We start from the raw sequence: 17185 nt of genomic DNA on the forward strand, positions 1-17185 counted from the left end.
CCTCGCTTAAAATTATATTTATTATTTTACTAACGCACAACAACCAACTGCAACGACCACAGGGCATGCCCGCTCTATTGAGCAAACGTTCGCACGCTTCGACCATCTAGCCTGAAAGTTTCGAAGACTCCATCCAGCAGGCTTGAAGTGCGCCTTCCAGTTCTTCTGGCGAATGGGAATTCAGAAGATACTCTATACCAATTTTCATGTGGTGGGAATTCTAAGGACGGTCACTGAATTGAATCCCGCCCGCAAACACTTTTTGACTTTCCCAAGCTTCGAGTTTTAGTGCAGTTCGCCGTCCTGCGGACGACGGCGCTTCGCGCCTGCTTACCTGCCGTTTCCCCGACGGCCTCCTTGCTGGCTCGTCCTTCCCAGCCACCCCCTAACTCCGTGCTGGCCCCGCCTCTGTTCAGTGGGGAAACGGCTAAAGACTACTGACAAAGACAACACCGTGGGCGCCGCCCACACCCGCTGGGGGCAGCGGCCCCCAGACCCCGCCGCCGACCAGTCGGCGGCCAATAGTCAGCGCTAGCATCAAGTCCATCACGCACACACTAGGCGCCTCTCCCAAACAAAACAGCGCCCATCCAAATGGATGGGCGCTGCTGTGTCACAACCCTCTAGAACGCGGCCAATTATTCGGCGCCGCCCTCTCCTTTCACATCTTTCATGGTCAGCTTCACACGGCCCTGACGGTCGATATCCAGCACCTTCACGTCCACCATATCGCCCTCTTTGACGATATCAGTCACCTTGGTGACGCGGTGGTTGGCCATCTGCGAAATGTGCACCAGGCCATCGCGGTTGGGCAGAATGTTGACGAACGCGCCAAAGTCGGTGATGCGCACCACTTTGCCGTGATAGATCTGATCCTTCTCCACATCAGCGGTGATGCGCTTGATGATGGTGACCGCCTGATTCGAGCTTTCGCCATCGGAAGAGGCGATGCGAATGGTGCCATCGTCCTCGATGTCGATTTGGCAGCCGGTCTCTTCGGTGATGGAGCGAATCACCTTACCGCCCTGACCGATCACGTCGCGGATCTTGTCGGGGTTGATCTTGATGGTGGTGATGCGCGGCGCGTAGGGAGACATCTCCTCGCGATGCTCGGTGATGCTCTTGGCCATTTCACCGAGGATGTGCAGACGACCGGCGCGGGCCTGATCCAGCGCCTTGGCCATGATCTCCTTGGTGATGCCGGTGATCTTGATGTCCATCTGCAGCGCGGTGATGCCGTTTTCGTTACCGGCCACCTTGAAGTCCATATCGCCCAGGTGATCTTCGTCGCCCAGGATGTCGGACAGCACGGCGTAGTTTTCGCCCTCTTTGACCAGACCCATGGCGATGCCCGCCACCGAGGACTTCAGCGGCACGCCCGCGTCCAGCATGGAGAGGACCGAGCCGCACACGGTGGCCATGGAGGAGGAGCCGTTGGATTCGGTGATCTCGGAGATCACGCGAATGGTGTAGGGGAACTCCTCGGCGCTGGGCAGGATGGCGCCCAGAGCGCGGGTGGCCAACTTGCCGTGACCGATCTCACGACGCCCGGGGGCGCCCAGACGACCGGTCTCACCCACACAGTACGGAGGGAAGGTGTAGTTGAGGTAGAAGTTGTCGCGATGCTCGCCGTCGAGGGTTTCGACGATCTGTTCGTCACGACCGGTGCCCAGGGTCACCGCGCTGATGGCCTGGGTCTCGCCGCGGGTGAACAGCGCCGAGCCGTGCACGCGGGGCAACCAGCCCACTTCGGTGGTGATGGGGCGCACCTGATCCAGGGCGCGGCCATCGATGCGGGGCTTGCCGGCCAGGATCTGGCCGCGCACCACTTCGGATTCCATCTTCTTGAACAGACCTTTGGCTTCGCTGGAGCGATCCACGGTCTCGCCATCTTTTTCAAACGCGCTGAACTTCTCGCCAGCGGCGGCCTTCACTTTACCGATAGCCTCATAGCGGGCCATTTTGTCGGTGATGGCGTAGGCGGCGCGCAGGTCGTCCATGCAGGCGGCCTTGACCGCTTCGATGAACGCTTCGTCCTGTTTGGGCGGTTGGAAATCCCAACGGGGCTTACCGCACTCGGCGGCGAACTCTTCGATGCACTTGATCACCGGTTGGAACGCTTCAAAGCCGAACATCACGGCGCCGAGCATCTCCTCTTCGGTGAGGAAGTCCACTTCCGACTCCACCATGGTCACCGCGTCGCTGGTGCCCGCAACCACCAGGTCCAGACGCGATTCGTCCATCTGTTCGGGGGTGGGGTTGAGAACGTATTGACCATCCACGAAGCCCACGCGGGCGCCGCCGATGGGGCCTTCAAACGGCAGACCGGAGATGGCCAGAGCCGCCGAGGCGCCGATCATGGCGGCGATGTCAGCGCTGTAGTTGGTGTCATAAGAGATGACCGTGGCCACCACCTGGGTGTCGTGCATGAAGCCTTTGGGGAACAGCGGACGCAGCGGACGGTCGATCAGACGCGAGGTCAGCACCGCCATTTCCGAGGGGCGGGTTTCGCGCTTGATGAAACCGCCGGGGATGCGGCCAGCGGCCCAGGTCTTCTCTTGATAGTGCACGCCCAGGGGGAAGAAATCCTGGCCTGGTTTGACGTTTTTATCGGCGGTGGCGGCGACCAACACCATGGTTTCGCCATAGGTGACCACCACCGCGCCGTCGGCCTGACGCGCCACGCGACCGGACTCCAGGGTGATGGTCCCGTGGCCGAATTCGACGCTCTTACGGGTAATATTGAACATTAGGATGCCTTATCCGAAGCTGAAAGTTGCCTTTGGCGAGCGGGCGCGCCATTCACCGCAGCGTTTGCGAGAAACGTACGGGAACGGCGCGCCGCCGCAAAATTGGCCCGCCAAAGCCCCCTTGGCCCCGGCGGCATGTGGGAAGACTATTTGCGCAGGTTCAAGCGCTTGATCAGCTCCAGATAGCGACCCTTCTCCTGTTTCTGCACGTAGGCCAGGAGACGACGACGCTGACCCACCATTTTTAGCAGGCCACGACGGGAGTGGTGATCTTTTTTGTGATCGCGAAAGTGTTCGGTCAGGTTATTGATGCGCTCGGTCAGAATCGCCACCTGCACCTCGGGGGAGCCGGTATCGCCCTCTTTGGCGCCAAACTCCTTGATCAATTCCGCTTTCCGTTCCTGAGAAATCGACATCGGGATTCTCCTTCATATATGAGTGATGGATAAACGCCCGCATCGTCCCTCAATGCTCAGTCAAACAGGTTGAAACGCCGTTTGCTCACCAGCTTGCGCCGCCCTTGCGGGTCGCGCTCGCCGAGTTCGCCCACCGCCCCAAAGCGTCCCTCCGGGTCCAGCAGCCGAACCGCGCCATCCGGCGCGTTTACATCGTCCAACCAGATTGTCTGACCATTGCTGATCCGACGCCAAGCGTCCCCCGTCAATCGCAGCGCCGGGATGTCGTCCAGCACCCGATCCACGGGGAGTAGAAAATCAAACGACGCCGCATCGCCCGCAGCGGCCTGGTCATCCACCAAGGCTTGCAGTTGATCCAGCGTCACGGCTTCATCCAAGCTGAAGCCGAAAGTGCGGGTGCGCAGCAGCGCAGTCAAATGCGCAAAGCACCCTAAACGGCGACCCATATCCCGCGCCAGCGCGCGCATATAGGTCCCTTTGCCGCATTCTACGTTGATGACCGCCGCATTGCCCGTAAATTCGACCAGTTCGATGGAATGAATGGTCACGCTGCGGGCGGGCATCTCCACGGTTTCGCCCCGATGCGCCTTTTTGTAGGCGCGTTCGCCATCGATGCGGATGGCCGAATGGGCGGGCGGAACCTGTTCTATTTCGCCAATAAACTCCGGCAGAATCGCTTTTAACGCCGCCTCATCGGGCCGCTTGTCAGAGTGCTCAATCACCACTCCGGTGTTGTCGCCGCTGTCGGTCTCGGCGCCCAACGCCAACGTGCAGCGATACGCCTTATCCCCCTCCAGCACCAGACCCAGGGTCTTGGTCGCCTCCCCCAGCGCCACCGGCAGCAGCCCTTCGGCAAACGGGTCCAACGTGCCGCCGTGCCCGGCCTTCTGCGCATTTAGAATGCGCTTGACCCGATTCACCACGCCGGTGGCGGTCAAACCGGGCGCTTTGTGAATCGCCAACCAACCGTGCAGAGGGCGTCCGCGCTTATTGGCTCGCCCCATTAGGGCGTTCCCTCCGGCTCCTCGGACTCCTCATCCTCGGCGGGGGGAATCTCCAGATCGCGCAACACCTGATCCATGTGAGCGCCATACTCCACCGCTTCGTCGCGGGTGAACAGCAACTCCGGCGTATGACGCAACTGCAAGCGTTTGGCCAACGTATTGCGGATGTAGCCAGCGGCGCGGGTGAGGGCTTTGATCACCTCGTCTTTGTCGGCCTCGCCGTAGACGTCCACAAACAGCCGGGCGTGGCGCAGATCGCGGCTCACGCGCACCTCGGTAATCGCCACCAGCGGACCAATGCGCGGATCCTTGATCTCGCCGCGATTGAGCATGCTGGCAATCTCCTGATGAATCAGGGCGCCGACTTTTTCCGTGCGTATGCTCATAGGGTCAAGGCACTGAGAGAGTGCGTATTTTCTCTGAGAAGATTGAAGATGTTGGGGCTTCGCCCCAAACCCCGCCAGGGCGCCGCCCTGGACCCGCACGGGCTCTGCCCGTGACCCGCCAGGAGGGACGCCCTCCTGGACCTCGGTGAGTTTACACAGCGCTTAACTGATACAGTTGGCGCTTTTATTACAGGATTTCGGTCTGATAGTCCGCCACCTGTACGCGGCCATCGTTTTCAATCTCATCCAGAATCTTCTGCAAACGCCGCTGCAGCGCCGCCGGCTCATTGCCCGCCACCACCACGCCAATGCCCGCCAGATCCCATAGGTCCTGGTGCGAAACCTCCGCCACGGAAGCCTGATGGGTTTGTCGGATCTTGTGCAGGAGACTCTTGATCACGCCGCGCTTGGCCTTGAGCGAATGCACGCCGTGCAGCTCCAACAAGGTCTCCAGCACGCCGATGCGCAGAGTCATGACGGGTCGCTTTGCGGGGAGTCCAACCGCCCCCGCTCCTGTGCAAGAGCGGGGGCCGCAGGATTACTGAGCGGAGATGGTTTGCTTGATCTCCTTCTGGATATACACCTCAATGACGTCATCATTTTTGATGTCATTGTATTTTTCCAGACTGATGCCGCACTCCATCCCTTCGCGGACCTCTTTGACGTCGTCCTTGAAGCGTTTGAGCGCCGACAGCGGCCCTTCGTAGATCACCACGTTGTCGCGCAGCAGGCGGGCGAAGGCGTCTTTTTGGATGATGCCGTCGGTGACCAGGCAGCCGGCCACGTTGCCCACTTTGGAGATGCGGAACACTTCGCGCACCTGGGCGTGACCCAGCACCTTCTCTTCCACCTTGGGCGCCAATTGGCCTTCCAGCGCCTGGGTGATGTCATCCACCAGATCATAGATGACGTTGTAGAAGCGCATATCCACGCCTTCGCGCTTGGCCAGATCGCGGCCCTTGGCGTCGGCGCGCACATTGAAGCCCAGCACGATGGCCTCGGAGGCCACCGCCAACATGACGTCGGACTCGTTGATGCCGCCTACGCCGGTGTGAATCACCTTCACCGCCACTTCGTCATGCTTGATCTTGGTCAGCGCATCGGCCACGGCTTCCACCGAACCCTGCACGTCGGCCTTGATCACCACCTTGACCTCGGTGACTTCGCCCTGGCTGATCTGGTCGAAGATATCGTCCAGCTTGGCCGGGGCCATCTTGGCCTGCTCTTTTTCCTTGGTGGCGCGAACGCGGAAATCGGCGATTTCGCGAGCGCGGCGCTCATCGGGCACCACCACCAGCTCATCGCCCGCCAGCGGCACGCCGGACAAGCCGATGATCTCCACCGGCATGGCGGGCAGCGCTTCGCTGACCTGATCGCCCTTGTCGTTGGTCAGACCACGCACGCGGCCCCACTCATGGCCCACCACACAGATGTCGCCCACCCGCAGGGTGCCGTTTTCGATCAGACAGGTGGCCACTGCGCCACGACCGCGATCGAGGTTGGCCTCGACGATAACGCCGCGGGTGCGTTCATTGTCGGGGTTGGCGCGCAGGTTGAGAATCTCCGCCTGCAGCAGCAGCATCTCCTCCAGTTCGGCCACGCCGTCGCCGGATTTGGCCGACAGTTTACAGAAGATGGTGTCGCCGCCCCAATCCTCGGGCACCAACTCATACTCGGTGAGCTGCTGCATCACCCGGTCGGGGTTGGCCTCGGGCTTGTCCATTTTGTTGACCGCCACCACAATGGGCGCGCCCGCCGATTTGGCGTGGCTGATCGCCTCAATGGTCTGCGGCATGACGCCGTCGTCGGCGGCCACCACCAGCACCACGATGTCGGTGATGTGGGCGCCGCGGGCGCGCATGGCGGTGAACGCCGCGTGGCCCGGGGTGTCGAGGAAGGTGATCTTCTTACCCGACTCCAAGGTCACCTGATAGGCGCCGATGTGCTGAGTGATGCCGCCATGCTCGCGAGAGGTGACGTCGGTGGAGCGGATGGCGTCCAGCAGCGAGGTTTTGCCGTGGTCGACGTGGCCCATCACGGTGATGATGGGCGGACGCTCCATCAAGGTCTCTTCGGTATCCACCACCGCGCCCAGCTCCTCTTCGATGGCGGCGGCTTCGGACACGGCCTTGGGCTTGTGGCCCATCTCCTCCACCAGCAGGGTGGCGGTGTCCTGATCCAGGGTCTGGTTGATGGTCACCATCATACCCTGGCTGAACAGATTCTTAATCACCTCCGAGGACTTGACCGCCATGCGGTTGGCCAGCTCCCCCACGGTGATGGTTTCGGGGATGATCACTTCCCGCACGATGGGCGCGGTGGGCATCATCTGCTCGGAACTGCGCTTATCGCGCCTGCCGCGCTTGCCGCCCTTCATGCGAATGGTGCGATCTTCCGAGTCGTCGCCGCCGCGTTTGCCCTTCTTGCGGCGTCCGCCGCTGCGTCCGCCTTCATCATCGGTGCGTTCGCGGGTGGCGTTGGCGGCGATCTCTTTTTGACGCAGATCATCGCGACGCTTCTGCTCACGCAGCTCTTCCAATTGCGCCAGACGCTTACTGACCAGATCTTCGGTCTTCTTGCGCGCCATGTCCTCGCGCTGCGCCTTGGTCATGTTGCGCGGCGGCTCTTCAGCGCGCATCTCCTCTTCCGGCTCTTCCGCCGCAGGCGCTTCGGCGCGCATCTCCTCAGCGGGCTCTTCCGCCGCAGGCTTTTGCGCAACTTCCGGCTCCTGCGCCGCAGGCTCTTCCTCCGCTTGTAGCTCCGAGACGGCTTCAACCGTCTCTTCAGACTTGGCGTTGGCGGCTTCGGCTTCGCGCTTGGCGGCTTCCTCAGCTTCACGCTTGGCCGTCTCTTCGGCTTCAATCTTGGCCGCCTCTTCGGCTGCAATCTTGGCCTGCTCAGCGGCCTCAGCTTCGCGCTTGGCCGTCTCTTCAGCTTCAATCTTGGCCTGCTCAGCAGCCTCGGCTTCACGCTTGGCGGCGGCTTCGGCTTCAATCTTGGCCTGGGCTTCGGCTTCGCGCTTGGCCTGCAGACGTTTGGCGCGCTCTTCCGGCGACAGCGGCTCGAGGATGTGCTGCTTGGGCGCCTCTTTGGGCTTGGGCGGCGGCTTGGCGTCGCGACCGGCGCCATCGGCCGAGGCGCTCTTACGCTTCTGCTCCTCCTCGGCGGCGGCGTTGACGAACGACTTCTTGCGACGCACTTCCACCACCACGCTCTTACTGCGGCCGTGGGAGAAATTCTGCTTGATGGTTCCGCCTTCCACCGTCTTCTTGAGCACGATGCGGCGGGGCGCCTTCAACCGCAGTTTGTTATCGCCTTCGCTATTGTTGGTATCGCTCAAGACAGCTTCTCCGCAATTCCCGTTACATCATCCTGTGGCGTCGATATCCGCCAAATGCGGATCGATCACGCCGTTTCCATCGTAATCGCCAGTCAGACCGCTTAGTCAGTCTCTGGCAAGGAGGCCTCGGAGCGGGGCGCCTGCAGCGCCGCCTCCACCGCCTCATCATCCAAAACCGCGCCGACTCCGCTAAACAGAATCCAGCGCGTGACGTCGGCTTCAATCCGCCGCGCCGGACCTGCGCCTATCACCGCGATCACCGCCACTTCGGCGCGTCCGCAGGCGGCGCCGACGGTGAGTCGGTCCGACGCCTCCAGGCGTATGCTCTGTGGCCAGTGGCGCACTAGGCGCAGCCACTTTTCGCGCGTATGCCGCGCGGTGTCGGCAGCCAGCAGGGTCAACACCGGCTGCGTCGGAGAGGACGCGGTGAGCGCCTCCTCCAACTCCCGTAATCCCAAGCGCAGCGCCCCGGCCCGTTTGGCCAGACCGACGCCATCGCTCAAACGCCGCAGCAGCGCTGTCTCCAGCCGCGTCAGCAACTCTTCGGCGGTGGGCGTCTGCAGCTCCACCCCCGGCGCCAGCAGTTTGGCGAACAGCCCGCGTCGTTTCAGCAGCGCGGTGATGTTGGCCCGCGTGGGCAGGACGTGAATTCCGCGTCCGGGGAGCTTGCCGTTCAGATCTTCGGTCAAACGACCGACCGGATCCACCACAAAGCGCAGCAAGCGTCCCTGCGGATGGCGCTCCCGGGTCACCGCGCATTGGCGCAGCGGCCCGTCAATCGACTCCGTGTGCGCCTCAGGAGGCTGCGTCGGGCGCCGACTCTTGCTCTTCTTCGTCATCAAACCACCCGGCTTTACGGCGCGCATCCAGAATCAGGGCCGCCGCTTGCTCTTCGTTGACGCCGTTGTCCAGATACTCCTGGAGTTCGTCGGTCGCCAGATCAGCGAAATCGTCGAGGGTTTTGATCTCTTTTTCCGCCAACAGAATCAGCGCTTCGTCGTTCAGACCCTCGAGCTCCGACAGACGCGGATCGACGTGCAGCTCCTCTTTGCGCTCTTCGGTCTTGAGCGCCTGTTGCAGCAGTTGATCGCGGGCGCGGTTGCGCAGCTCCTGGGCGATATCTTCGTCGAATCCGTCGATGCTGGCCAGCTCTTCGAGAGGCACGTAGGCGACCTCTTCACTGGAGGAGAAGCCCTCCTGCACCAGCACGGCGGCCACATCTTCATCCAGATCCAGGTTCTGCATGAAGTGCTTGGCCAGCTCCTCGAACTCCTCGGCGCGCATGGAGATCTCTTCGGCCTCGGTGATGATGTCGATCTTCCAGCCGGTCAGCTCGGAGGCCAGACGCACGTTCTGGCCGCGACGGCCGATGGCCAGAGAGAGTTGATCCTCCAGCACCACCACCTTGATGTTGCGCTCCTCTTCGTCCACCACCACTTTGAACACTTCGGCGGGGGCCAGGGCGTTACACACGAACACCGCCGGATCCGGCGACCATTCGATGATGTCGATGCGCTCGCCCTGCAATTCGGTCACCACCCCCTGCACGCGGGAGCCGCGCATGCCCACGCAGGCGCCTACGGGGTCCACATGGGAGTCGTTGGAGCGCACCGCGATTTTGCTGCGGAAACCAGGATCGCGGGCCACCGCCTTGATCTCGACAATGGCGTCATAGATCTCCGGCACTTCCATTTCGAACAGGCGCGCCACCATCTGCGCATGGGTGCGCGAGAGGATGATCTGCGGGCCGCGGGTGGCGTCGCGCACCTCTTTGATGTAGGCGCGGATGCGGTCGCCGGGGCGATAGTGTTCGCGCGGCAGCTGCTCTTCGTAGGGCAGAAACGCCGAGGTGCGGCCCAGGTCCACGTGGATGTTGTTGCGCTCCACGCGTTTGACCAGACCGTTGACCAGTTGCCCTTGGCGGTCGATGTACTCTTCGAAGATGCGCTCACGCTCGGCGTCGCGCACCTTTTGCACGATCACCTGCTTGGCGGTCTGCGCGGCGATGCGGCCAAATTCGATGGGGGGCAGAGCCTCGGCGATGAAGTCGCCCAGTTGCGCTTCCGGATTCAGACGCAGCGCATCCTCAATGGAGATGTACAGATCGGTATCGGCCAGCGACTCTTCATCATCGGCGGCCACCACTTCGCGCAGTTGATGCAGCAGAAATTCGCCCGACTTGGGATCGAAGCGCGCCTGAATGTTTTTATTGGCGCCATATTTTTTACGCGAAGCGGTCTGAATGGCGATCTCCATAGCGTCGATCACCACCTGTTTGTCGATGCCCTTTTCCCGGGCGACCTGCTCCGCTACCTGTAGAATTTCGATTGTCATGGACGGCAACCGCTCATTATCAACACTACTCAGTCATCAAAAGCCAGCCGGGCCTTGGCGATCAGGTCCAGCGGCGCCCGTATGCAGCGATCCCCCTCGCGGATCAATACTGCGTCCCCCTCCAGCCCGGCGAGCACGCCGCGCAGTTTGCGCCGGGGTCCATCCTCCAAATCCAGGGGACGGTAGAAGCGCAGCTCCGCCAATTGTCCGGCGAAGCGTTCATAATCGGTCCGCTTCTTCAGCGGCCTCTCAATGCCCGGGGAGGAGACCTCCAACTGATAGGCATGGGGAATCAGATCTTTAACATCCAGCAGCCCGGCCAGCATGCGGCTGACTTCAGCGCACTCATCCAGCGTCACGCCGGTGAGTTTGCGGCCATCGGCGTTGACGGGGGCGTCCTGCGGCGGTTCGACGCTAGGCGCGCGGTCGATGAATACGCGCACGATCCACTGACGTCCTTCACGACGGTGCTCCATGTCCACCAGTTCGCACTGATTCAACTCGGCGGCCTCTTCGGCCAGTTCCCAGAGTTGCGCCGCAAGATCGGACATGATGGGTCGAGCACCTTCTCAAATCGTGAAGATAATTTCTGTGAAATCAACACTTTGCGCATCATCTACGCGGGTCCCGCTTTGCCGCGCAGAAATAAAAAAAAGCCGGCGTAGCCGACTTTGTCCCAATTCTGCCTAAGAATGCGGAACGCAACGCTCCCGAGGGAACGCACGGGCCACTATAAGGAATTTTCGCCTCAATGCAAGGAGATTCTCATAATTACGGGCGGGTTTGGGTCGCCGCGTCATTGGGCGACTGGCTGACGTGGGCGACGCCGGTTTGAGTGGGATCGACGAAAATGATCTCATCCTTATAGGCGTAACCCAGTTGGCGGCGCGCCACCTCCTCCAAAATCAGCGGGTCGGCGTCGGCCAGACGGATCTCGCGCTTGAGGCGGTGGATGCGCTCCTCAATCACCAGGATGCGCTCCTCCATGTGCTGCAACTGGCGGTCGGTATGGCGCCAGCGCACCAGACCTTGATCACCGAACCACAGCACATACTGCGCGCCAACGATGGCCACCAGCAGGGAGAGAATGAGGATCAACCCGCCGGAGAGCGGCGAGGCGGATTCGGAGGCGTTGGCGGCAGCGTCGTTCATGGGCTCGGTTTCCTTACCTGCGCAGCGGCCTGTCTGCAGGCGCGCATACGGCATCGGCTGGCGAAAAGGTTGTTCCGCGCGTCGAATGGCGGCATTCTGGCCGCTTCATTTACCTATCATATCGACGCGCGCGGGAACAGGGAGTCCGATGCGCGCGCCGTTTTCACAGGAGTCGATTGCCCCATGAGCCGCGAGTCCGCACAGGCGTTTTTGCGCTTTGCCCTGCAAACCGAGGTGTTGCGTTTTGGCCAGTTCACCACCAAGGCTGGTCGCAACAGCCCCTACTTCTTCAACGCCGGGCTGTTCAACAGCGGCGCCGCATTGGCCCAACTCTCCGGCTACTACGCGCAGACCATTGTGGATGCTGCGCCCGCCTTTGACGTGCTGTTCGGCCCCGCCTACAAGGGCATCCCCCTGGCCGCCGGAACCGCCATGGCGTTGGCTGAGCGGCACAATCGTCCCACGCCGTTCGCCTTCAATCGCAAAGAGGCCAAGGATCATGGCGAAGGCGGAACCCTGGTGGGCGCGCCGCTCACCGGCGATGTGCTGGTGATCGACGATGTGATCAGCGCCGGCACTTCGGTGCGCGAATCGGTGGCGCTGATCGAACAGGCCGGCGCGCGTTTGGCCGGGGTGTTGGTGGCCCTCGACCGTCAGGAGCGCGGCAAGGGCGAGCTCTCCGCCATTCAGGAGGTGGAGGCCACCCTCAAGGTTCCAGTGATCGCCATCGCCACCCTGGCTGATCTCATCGATATGCTGCGTAATGATCCCGAATTGGCGGCGCATCTGCCCGCCATTGAGGCGTATCGCGATCAGTACGGCGTGTTCCCCGCCTAAGAGCGTCACGGGAAACCAGAATCAGACATTGACGGGTCAATGGAAGATATCGAGGGCTCCGCCCTCGAGCTCCCAAGATCAACAGCCACACCGTGGGGCTCTGCCCCACACCCCGCTTAAGGGGCGCGGCCCCTTAAGAATCCCGCCGCCGACCAGTCGGCGGCCAATAGTCAGCGCAAGCTCAATCTGCATCACGCAAACATTTTTACTCCGCGCGATTTTAAAGCATTAAGATATCGAGGGCTTTGCCCTCGAGCTCCCAACCGCCACACCGTGGGCGCTGCCCACACCCGCTTAAGGGGCACAGCCCCTTAAGAATCCCGCCGCCGACCAGTCGGCGGCCAATAATCAGCGCACGCTCAAGCTGCGTCACGCAAACAGTGGTCGTTCCGCGCCGTTTTAGTTTTGCAATACTCGGGCGCTGGTCCCGTTACGCAGTAACGCAAACGCCCCAGCCTGGAGAGGCCGGGGCGTTTGCGTTACCGAATCCTGGGCGCGCTTATTTGCAGCGACGCAGCTCTTTCACCGCTTTGGAGCTCCCCTTCAGGGAGATATCAAAGCTGTAATCCTTGGCGCCGTTGTTAAACGTAACGCGCATTTTGTTCTTGCGCTTGACGTTGTCCAACAGATTGTTGGTGTCTTCCAGATACTGCCAACGCCAATCGGCATCCATCCCCGCCAAGCCGTTGGCAAAGGGGATATCGCGCGCCGCTTCGTCATCAAACGCAATCTTCACGCTCTCACGGGCCAGTCCGATGCGTTTGCGCTCGGTGAACAGCTCGCCGTAGTAATCACGGGACTCAAACAGCGCCAGATAGGCCGCCACCTGACCATCCAACTCCATGGAGACCTCCAGCTTGCAGATCTCCTTGTTTTTGTCATCCGTGGTCACCTTACGCACGGCAAACGCGCCGCTCTCATAAATCACTTTGGCCGCCTGCGCAGTGTGAGCGATGGGAAAAGTCAACGCCGCCAATAGCGCAATGGTCGTAAATCGCATAACCTACTCTCCTTTGAGACTCCCGAATCGTCGTTCCATCTGAATTGCCGCGCTTGCAATCGGCGTTGACCTGTTTGGATCGGATCATGACAAACGCCGTGGAGTCATCGTCAATAACCCGAACTCTCCACAGTCCGCCATGTCCGCCAATCGCACCGACGCTTTTTACGCTTTACTTGACCGCCGCATCGTCATTCTTGATGGCGCCATGGGCACCATGATCCAGCGGCATAACCTGACTGAGGCCGATTTTCGCGGGGATCGTTTCACCGACCACCCCCAGGACCTGAAAGGGGCCAACGATCTGCTGACGTTAACCCGTCCGGACGTCATACGCAACATACATACCGCCTACCTGGAGGCGGGCGCGGACATTGTCGAGACCAACACCTTCAATGCCAATGCAACCTCTTTGGCCGACTATAATTTGCAGCCATTGGCCTATGAATTAAACAAGGCCGGGGCGGAGTTGGCGCGTCAAGCTTGTGACGCTGTGGAAGCCAAAGATCCGACACGCGCCTGTTTTGTGGCCGGCAGCATCGGCCCCACCAACCGCACCGCCAGCATCTCGCCGGATGTGAACAACCCCGGCTATCGCAACATCGATTTTGACGCCCTGCGCGCTGACTATCGCACTGCGGTTGAAGGTCTGTTGGACGGTGGGTCTGATTTGTTGCTGGTGGAGACCATTTTCGACACCTTGAACGCCAAAGCCGCTCTGTTCGCCATTCGCGAAGTGCTGGAGGAGCGCGGCGTGGACGTTCCCCTGCTGATCTCGGTGACCATCACCGATAACAGCGGCCGCACCCTGACCGGTCAGACCGTGGAGGCGTTCTGGCGTTCGGTGGCCCACAGTCGTCCGGCGGTGGTGGGGATGAACTGCGCCTTTGGCGCCGACCTGATGAAGCCCCATTTGCAGACCCTGTCGCGCATCGCCAATGTGCGCGTCTCGGCTCACCCCAACGCCGGTCTGCCCAACGAATTCGGCGCCTATGACGAAACCCCCGAGATCATGGGCAAGAAGATTCGCGGCTTTGCCGAAGAGGGTCTGATCAACATCATCGGCGGCTGCTGCGGCACCTCGCCGGACCACATCCGCGCCATCGCGCAGGAAGTGAAAGATGTCGCCCCGCGTAAAATTCCCGAAATCCCCATGATGGGGCGCTACTCGGGTTTGGAGCAGTTGGAGATCGGCCCCGATTCGCTGTTCGTCAATGTGGGCGAGCGCACCAACGTGGCCGGGTCGGCCAAATTCGCCCGTCTGATTCGCGAAGAGCGCTATGACGAGGCGCTGGAGGTGGCGCGCCAGCAGGTGGAGAACGGCGCGCAGATCGTCGATATCAACATGGATGACGCCATGTTGGACGCCGAAGCGGCCATGGGAACCTTCCTCAATCTGGTGGCCGCCGAGCCGGAGATCTCCCGCGTGCCGTTGATGGTGGACTCCTCCAAATGGAACGTCATCGAGAACGGTCTGAAGCGCATTCAGGGCAAGGCGATCATCAACTCTATCAGCCTCAAGGAGGGTGAAGCGCCGTTCCTGGAGCAAGCCGGATTGGCGCAGCGTTACGGCGCGGCGGTGGTGGTGATGGCGTTTGATGAAACCGGCCAGGCCGACACCTATGAGCGCCGCATCGAGATCTGCAAACGCGCCTATGACCTGCTGCGCGAGAAGCTGGATTTCGACCCCACCGATATCATTTTCGACCCCAATATCTTCGCCGTGGCCACCGGCATTGAGGGGCACAATCGCTACGCCATCGACTTCATCGAGGCGGTGCGCTGGATCAAGAAAAACCTGCCCGGGGCATTGATCAGCGGCGGCGTGAGCAATGTGTCGTTCTCCTTCCGCGGCAACAATCCGGTGCGCGAGGCGATGCACTCGGTGTTCCTCTACCATGCGGTCAAGGCGGGCATGGATATGGGCATCGTCAACGCCGGTCAGCTGGGGGTGTATGAGGACATCCCCGCCGAGCTGCGCGAGCGGGTGGAGGATGTGATTCTCGACCGTCGCGAAGACGCCACCGATCGTCTGTTGGAAGTGGCGGACACCTATCGCGATAGCGGCGCAAAGAGCGAAGTGCAGACCCAGGCATGGCGCGAAGGCTCCGTGGAGGAGCGTCTCAAGCACGCCTTGATCAAAGGCGTCACCGAATTTGTCGAAGCCGATGTGGAGGAGGCGCGCCAGGCTGCCGATCACCCGTTGTCGGTGGTGGAAGGTCCGCTGATGGCGGGCATGAACGCGGTGGGCGATCTGTTTGGCGCCGGGAAGATGTTCCTGCCCCAGGTGGTCAAGAGCGCGCGGGTGATGAAACAGGCGGTGGCGGTGCTGGTGCCCTTCATTGAAGAGGCCAACGCCTCGTTGGGCGGCGGCTCCTCCCAGGGCAAAATCCTCCTGGCCACGGTGAAGGGCGATGTGCACGACATCGGTAAGAACATCGTCAAAGTGGTGCTGCAATGTAATAACTACGAGGTGATTGACCTGGGCGTGATGGTCCCCACCGAGCAGATTCTCGACGCCGCGCAGAAGGAGAACGTGGATATCATCGGCCTGTCGGGTCTGATCACGCCGTCTCTGGAGCACATGGTGGACATCGCCCAGCAGATGGAGAAGCGCGGCATGACTCAGCCGCTGCTCATCGGCGGCGCCACCACCTCGGCGGCGCATACGGCGGTGAAGATCGCGCCGGTGTGCGGCTTCCCGGTGGCCCATGTGAAAGACGCCTCGCGCGGCGTGGGGGTGGCGGCGGCGCTGCTGTCGGCCAACCAGCGCGATGGCTTTGTGGCTGATCTGAAGCAGCAGCAGGAGAAGCTGCGCGAAAACGTGAGCCAGAATCGCGCGCGCAAGCCTCTGCTCTCCCTGGAGGAGGCGCGCAAGCGGGCGCCCGCTATCGATTGGGCCGCTTACACCCCAGCCACGCCGCCCAAATTGGGGCTGCACGCTATGGGCGACTACAATCTGGCCACCCTGCGCGACTACATCGACTGGAGCCCCTTCTTCCACACGTGGGAGATGCGCGGAACCTATCCGGCCATCTTTGAGGATCCGCAGCGGGGCGAAGAGGCCAAAAAGCTCTATGACGACGCGCAAAAGCTGCTGGACCAACTGATCGAGGAGAAATCCATCATCGCCCATGCGGTGGTGGGGCTGTTCCCGGCGGAGGGTCGCGGCGAGGATTTCGTTATCTTCGCCGATGATCAGCGCAATGCGGAACTGCTCACCTTCCATGGCCTGCGTCAGCAGCGTGATGCGGGCGCAGACGCCGCCTGCTATGCGCTGGGAGATTTCATCGCTCCGGCCAGTTCCGGTAAGAAGGATTACGTGGGCTTCTTCGCCGTCACCGCCGGGCATGGGGTGAAGGCGCGGGTCAAGCAGTTCCAGGAGGCGGGCGACGACTATAACGCCATCATGACCGAGGCGCTGGCCGACCGTCTGGCCGAGGCGCTGGCCGAGCGGGTGCATCAGCGAGTGCGTCAGGAGTATTGGGGCTATGCGGCGGAGGAAACCCTCTCCCCCGCCGACCTGATCGCCGAGAAATATGTTGGCATTCGCCCGGCGCCGGGCTATCCCGCCTGCCCGGAGCACACTGAGAAAGCGAAGATTTTCCAACTCCTGGCCACGCCCAAGACTACGCAGATGTATCTGACCGAGAGCTACGCCATGACCCCGGCGGCGTCGGTGTGCGGCTTCTACATCGCCCACCCCGAAGCGCGTTATTTCTCCGTAGGCCGCATCAGTGATGAGCAGGTCGCCGACTACGCCCAGCGCAAAGGCATGAGCGAAGAGGAAGCCCGCCGCTGGCTGGCGCCGAATCTGGAGGAGTGATTGAGCGTTGGTTATTTGAATGAACATTGGGGAAAGGGAAGATATTGAGGGCTGCGCCCTCAAACTCCCCTGAAAATCCAGAGCCAAACCGTGGGCGCTGCCCACACCCGCTGGGGGCGCAGCCCCCAGACCCCGCCGCC

Annotated in this window: 13 protein-coding genes; 2 read left to right on the forward strand and 11 right to left on the reverse strand. The window is 61.6% G+C overall.

Annotated features, from left to right (window positions below; genetic code table 11):
• Window positions 1–638 precede the first annotated feature (638 nt).
• The 10 genes from pnp to MAIT1_RS20710 form a co-directional block, all read right to left on the reverse strand.
• On the reverse strand, window positions 639–2750 hold the full coding sequence (pnp, locus tag MAIT1_RS20665) for a polyribonucleotide nucleotidyltransferase (RefSeq protein ID WP_085446968.1): 2112 nt from the start codon (window positions 2748–2750) through the stop codon (window positions 639–641).
• A gap of 146 nt (window positions 2751–2896) precedes the next feature.
• Window positions 2897–3166 (reverse strand): 30S ribosomal protein S15, encoded by a 270-nt coding sequence (gene rpsO, locus MAIT1_RS20670; RefSeq protein ID WP_085446970.1) that lies wholly within the window; start codon window positions 3164–3166, stop codon window positions 2897–2899.
• A 56-nt stretch (window positions 3167–3222) separates the two neighbouring features.
• On the reverse strand, window positions 3223–4170 hold the full coding sequence (gene truB / locus MAIT1_RS20675) for a tRNA pseudouridine(55) synthase TruB (RefSeq protein WP_085446972.1): 948 nt from the start codon (window positions 4168–4170) through the stop codon (window positions 3223–3225).
• The gene (gene rbfA / locus MAIT1_RS20680; protein ID WP_085446974.1) at window positions 4170–4556 is read right to left on the reverse strand and encodes a 30S ribosome-binding factor RbfA; all 387 of its coding nucleotides are present in this window, start codon (window positions 4554–4556) and stop codon (window positions 4170–4172) included. Before rbfA ends, truB begins: the two co-directional genes overlap by 1 nt.
• 187 nt (window positions 4557–4743) lie before the next feature.
• On the reverse strand, window positions 4744–5031 hold the full coding sequence (locus tag MAIT1_RS20685; RefSeq protein ID WP_085446975.1) for a DUF503 domain-containing protein: 288 nt from the start codon (window positions 5029–5031) through the stop codon (window positions 4744–4746).
• 63 nt (window positions 5032–5094) lie between these two features.
• Window positions 5095–7896, reverse strand: a complete 2802-nt coding sequence (infB, locus tag MAIT1_RS20690; RefSeq protein ID WP_085446977.1) for a translation initiation factor IF-2 — start codon at window positions 7894–7896, stop codon at window positions 5095–5097.
• Window positions 7897–7997: 101 nt separating this feature from the next.
• On the reverse strand, window positions 7998–8735 hold the full coding sequence (locus MAIT1_RS20695; protein WP_158089661.1) for a DUF448 domain-containing protein: 738 nt from the start codon (window positions 8733–8735) through the stop codon (window positions 7998–8000).
• On the reverse strand, window positions 8692–10230 hold the full coding sequence (nusA, locus tag MAIT1_RS20700; protein WP_085446981.1) for a transcription termination factor NusA: 1539 nt from the start codon (window positions 10228–10230) through the stop codon (window positions 8692–8694). The genes MAIT1_RS20695 and nusA overlap by 44 nt, the downstream gene beginning before the upstream one ends.
• Window positions 10231–10259: 29 nt before the next feature.
• Complete coding sequence (locus MAIT1_RS20705) at window positions 10260–10781, reverse strand: ribosome maturation factor RimP (protein ID WP_085446983.1); 522 nt, start codon at window positions 10779–10781, stop codon at window positions 10260–10262.
• 220 nt (window positions 10782–11001) lie between these two features.
• Window positions 11002–11382, reverse strand: coding sequence for an FtsB family cell division protein (locus MAIT1_RS20710; RefSeq protein ID WP_158089662.1), 381 nt, complete (start codon window positions 11380–11382; stop codon window positions 11002–11004).
• A gap of 183 nt (window positions 11383–11565) precedes the next feature.
• Between MAIT1_RS20710 and pyrE the strand changes: the two genes are divergently transcribed.
• On the forward strand, window positions 11566–12219 hold the full coding sequence (gene pyrE, locus MAIT1_RS20715; protein ID WP_085446988.1) for an orotate phosphoribosyltransferase: 654 nt from the start codon (window positions 11566–11568) through the stop codon (window positions 12217–12219).
• Window positions 12220–12718: 499 nt separating this feature from the next.
• Here the strand turns inward: pyrE and MAIT1_RS20720 are convergent, their stop codons facing one another.
• Window positions 12719–13219, reverse strand: coding sequence for a hypothetical protein (locus tag MAIT1_RS20720; protein ID WP_085446990.1), 501 nt, complete (start codon window positions 13217–13219; stop codon window positions 12719–12721).
• A gap of 139 nt (window positions 13220–13358) precedes the next feature.
• Here MAIT1_RS20720 and metH point away from each other — a divergent pair, with 139 nt between their 5' ends.
• Window positions 13359–17045, forward strand: a complete 3687-nt coding sequence (gene metH / locus MAIT1_RS20725; RefSeq protein WP_085446992.1) for a methionine synthase — start codon at window positions 13359–13361, stop codon at window positions 17043–17045.
• Window positions 17046–17185: the final 140 nt, after the last annotated feature.

Origin of the sequence: Magnetofaba australis IT-1 (genome assembly GCF_002109495.1) — a bacterium.
In the GTDB taxonomy this organism is placed as follows: Bacteria; Pseudomonadota; Magnetococcia; order Magnetococcales; family Magnetococcaceae; genus Magnetofaba; species Magnetofaba australis.

Coding starts and splice junctions, on each gene's coding strand:
- MAIT1_RS20720 (WP_085446990.1), bottom strand. CDS start 13,219: ATGCGATTTACGACCATTGCGCTATTGGCGGCGTTGACTTTTCCCATC.
- MAIT1_RS20710 (WP_158089662.1), bottom strand. CDS start 11,382: ATGAACGACGCTGCCGCCAACGCCTCCGAATCCGCCTCGCCGCTCTCC.
- MAIT1_RS20705 (WP_085446983.1), bottom strand. CDS start 10,781: ATGTCCGATCTTGCGGCGCAACTCTGGGAACTGGCCGAAGAGGCCGCC.
- pyrE (WP_085446988.1), top strand. CDS start 11,566: ATGAGCCGCGAGTCCGCACAGGCGTTTTTGCGCTTTGCCCTGCAAACC.
- pnp (WP_085446968.1), bottom strand. CDS start 2,750: ATGTTCAATATTACCCGTAAGAGCGTCGAATTCGGCCACGGGACCATC.
- MAIT1_RS20685 (WP_085446975.1), bottom strand. CDS start 5,031: ATGACTCTGCGCATCGGCGTGCTGGAGACCTTGTTGGAGCTGCACGGC.
- rbfA (WP_085446974.1), bottom strand. CDS start 4,556: ATGAGCATACGCACGGAAAAAGTCGGCGCCCTGATTCATCAGGAGATT.
- metH (WP_085446992.1), top strand. CDS start 13,359: ATGTCCGCCAATCGCACCGACGCTTTTTACGCTTTACTTGACCGCCGC.
- nusA (WP_085446981.1), bottom strand. CDS start 10,230: ATGACAATCGAAATTCTACAGGTAGCGGAGCAGGTCGCCCGGGAAAAG.
- rpsO (WP_085446970.1), bottom strand. CDS start 3,166: ATGTCGATTTCTCAGGAACGGAAAGCGGAATTGATCAAGGAGTTTGGC.
- truB (WP_085446972.1), bottom strand. CDS start 4,170: ATGGGGCGAGCCAATAAGCGCGGACGCCCTCTGCACGGTTGGTTGGCG.
- MAIT1_RS20695 (WP_158089661.1), bottom strand. CDS start 8,735: ATGACGAAGAAGAGCAAGAGTCGGCGCCCGACGCAGCCTCCTGAGGCG.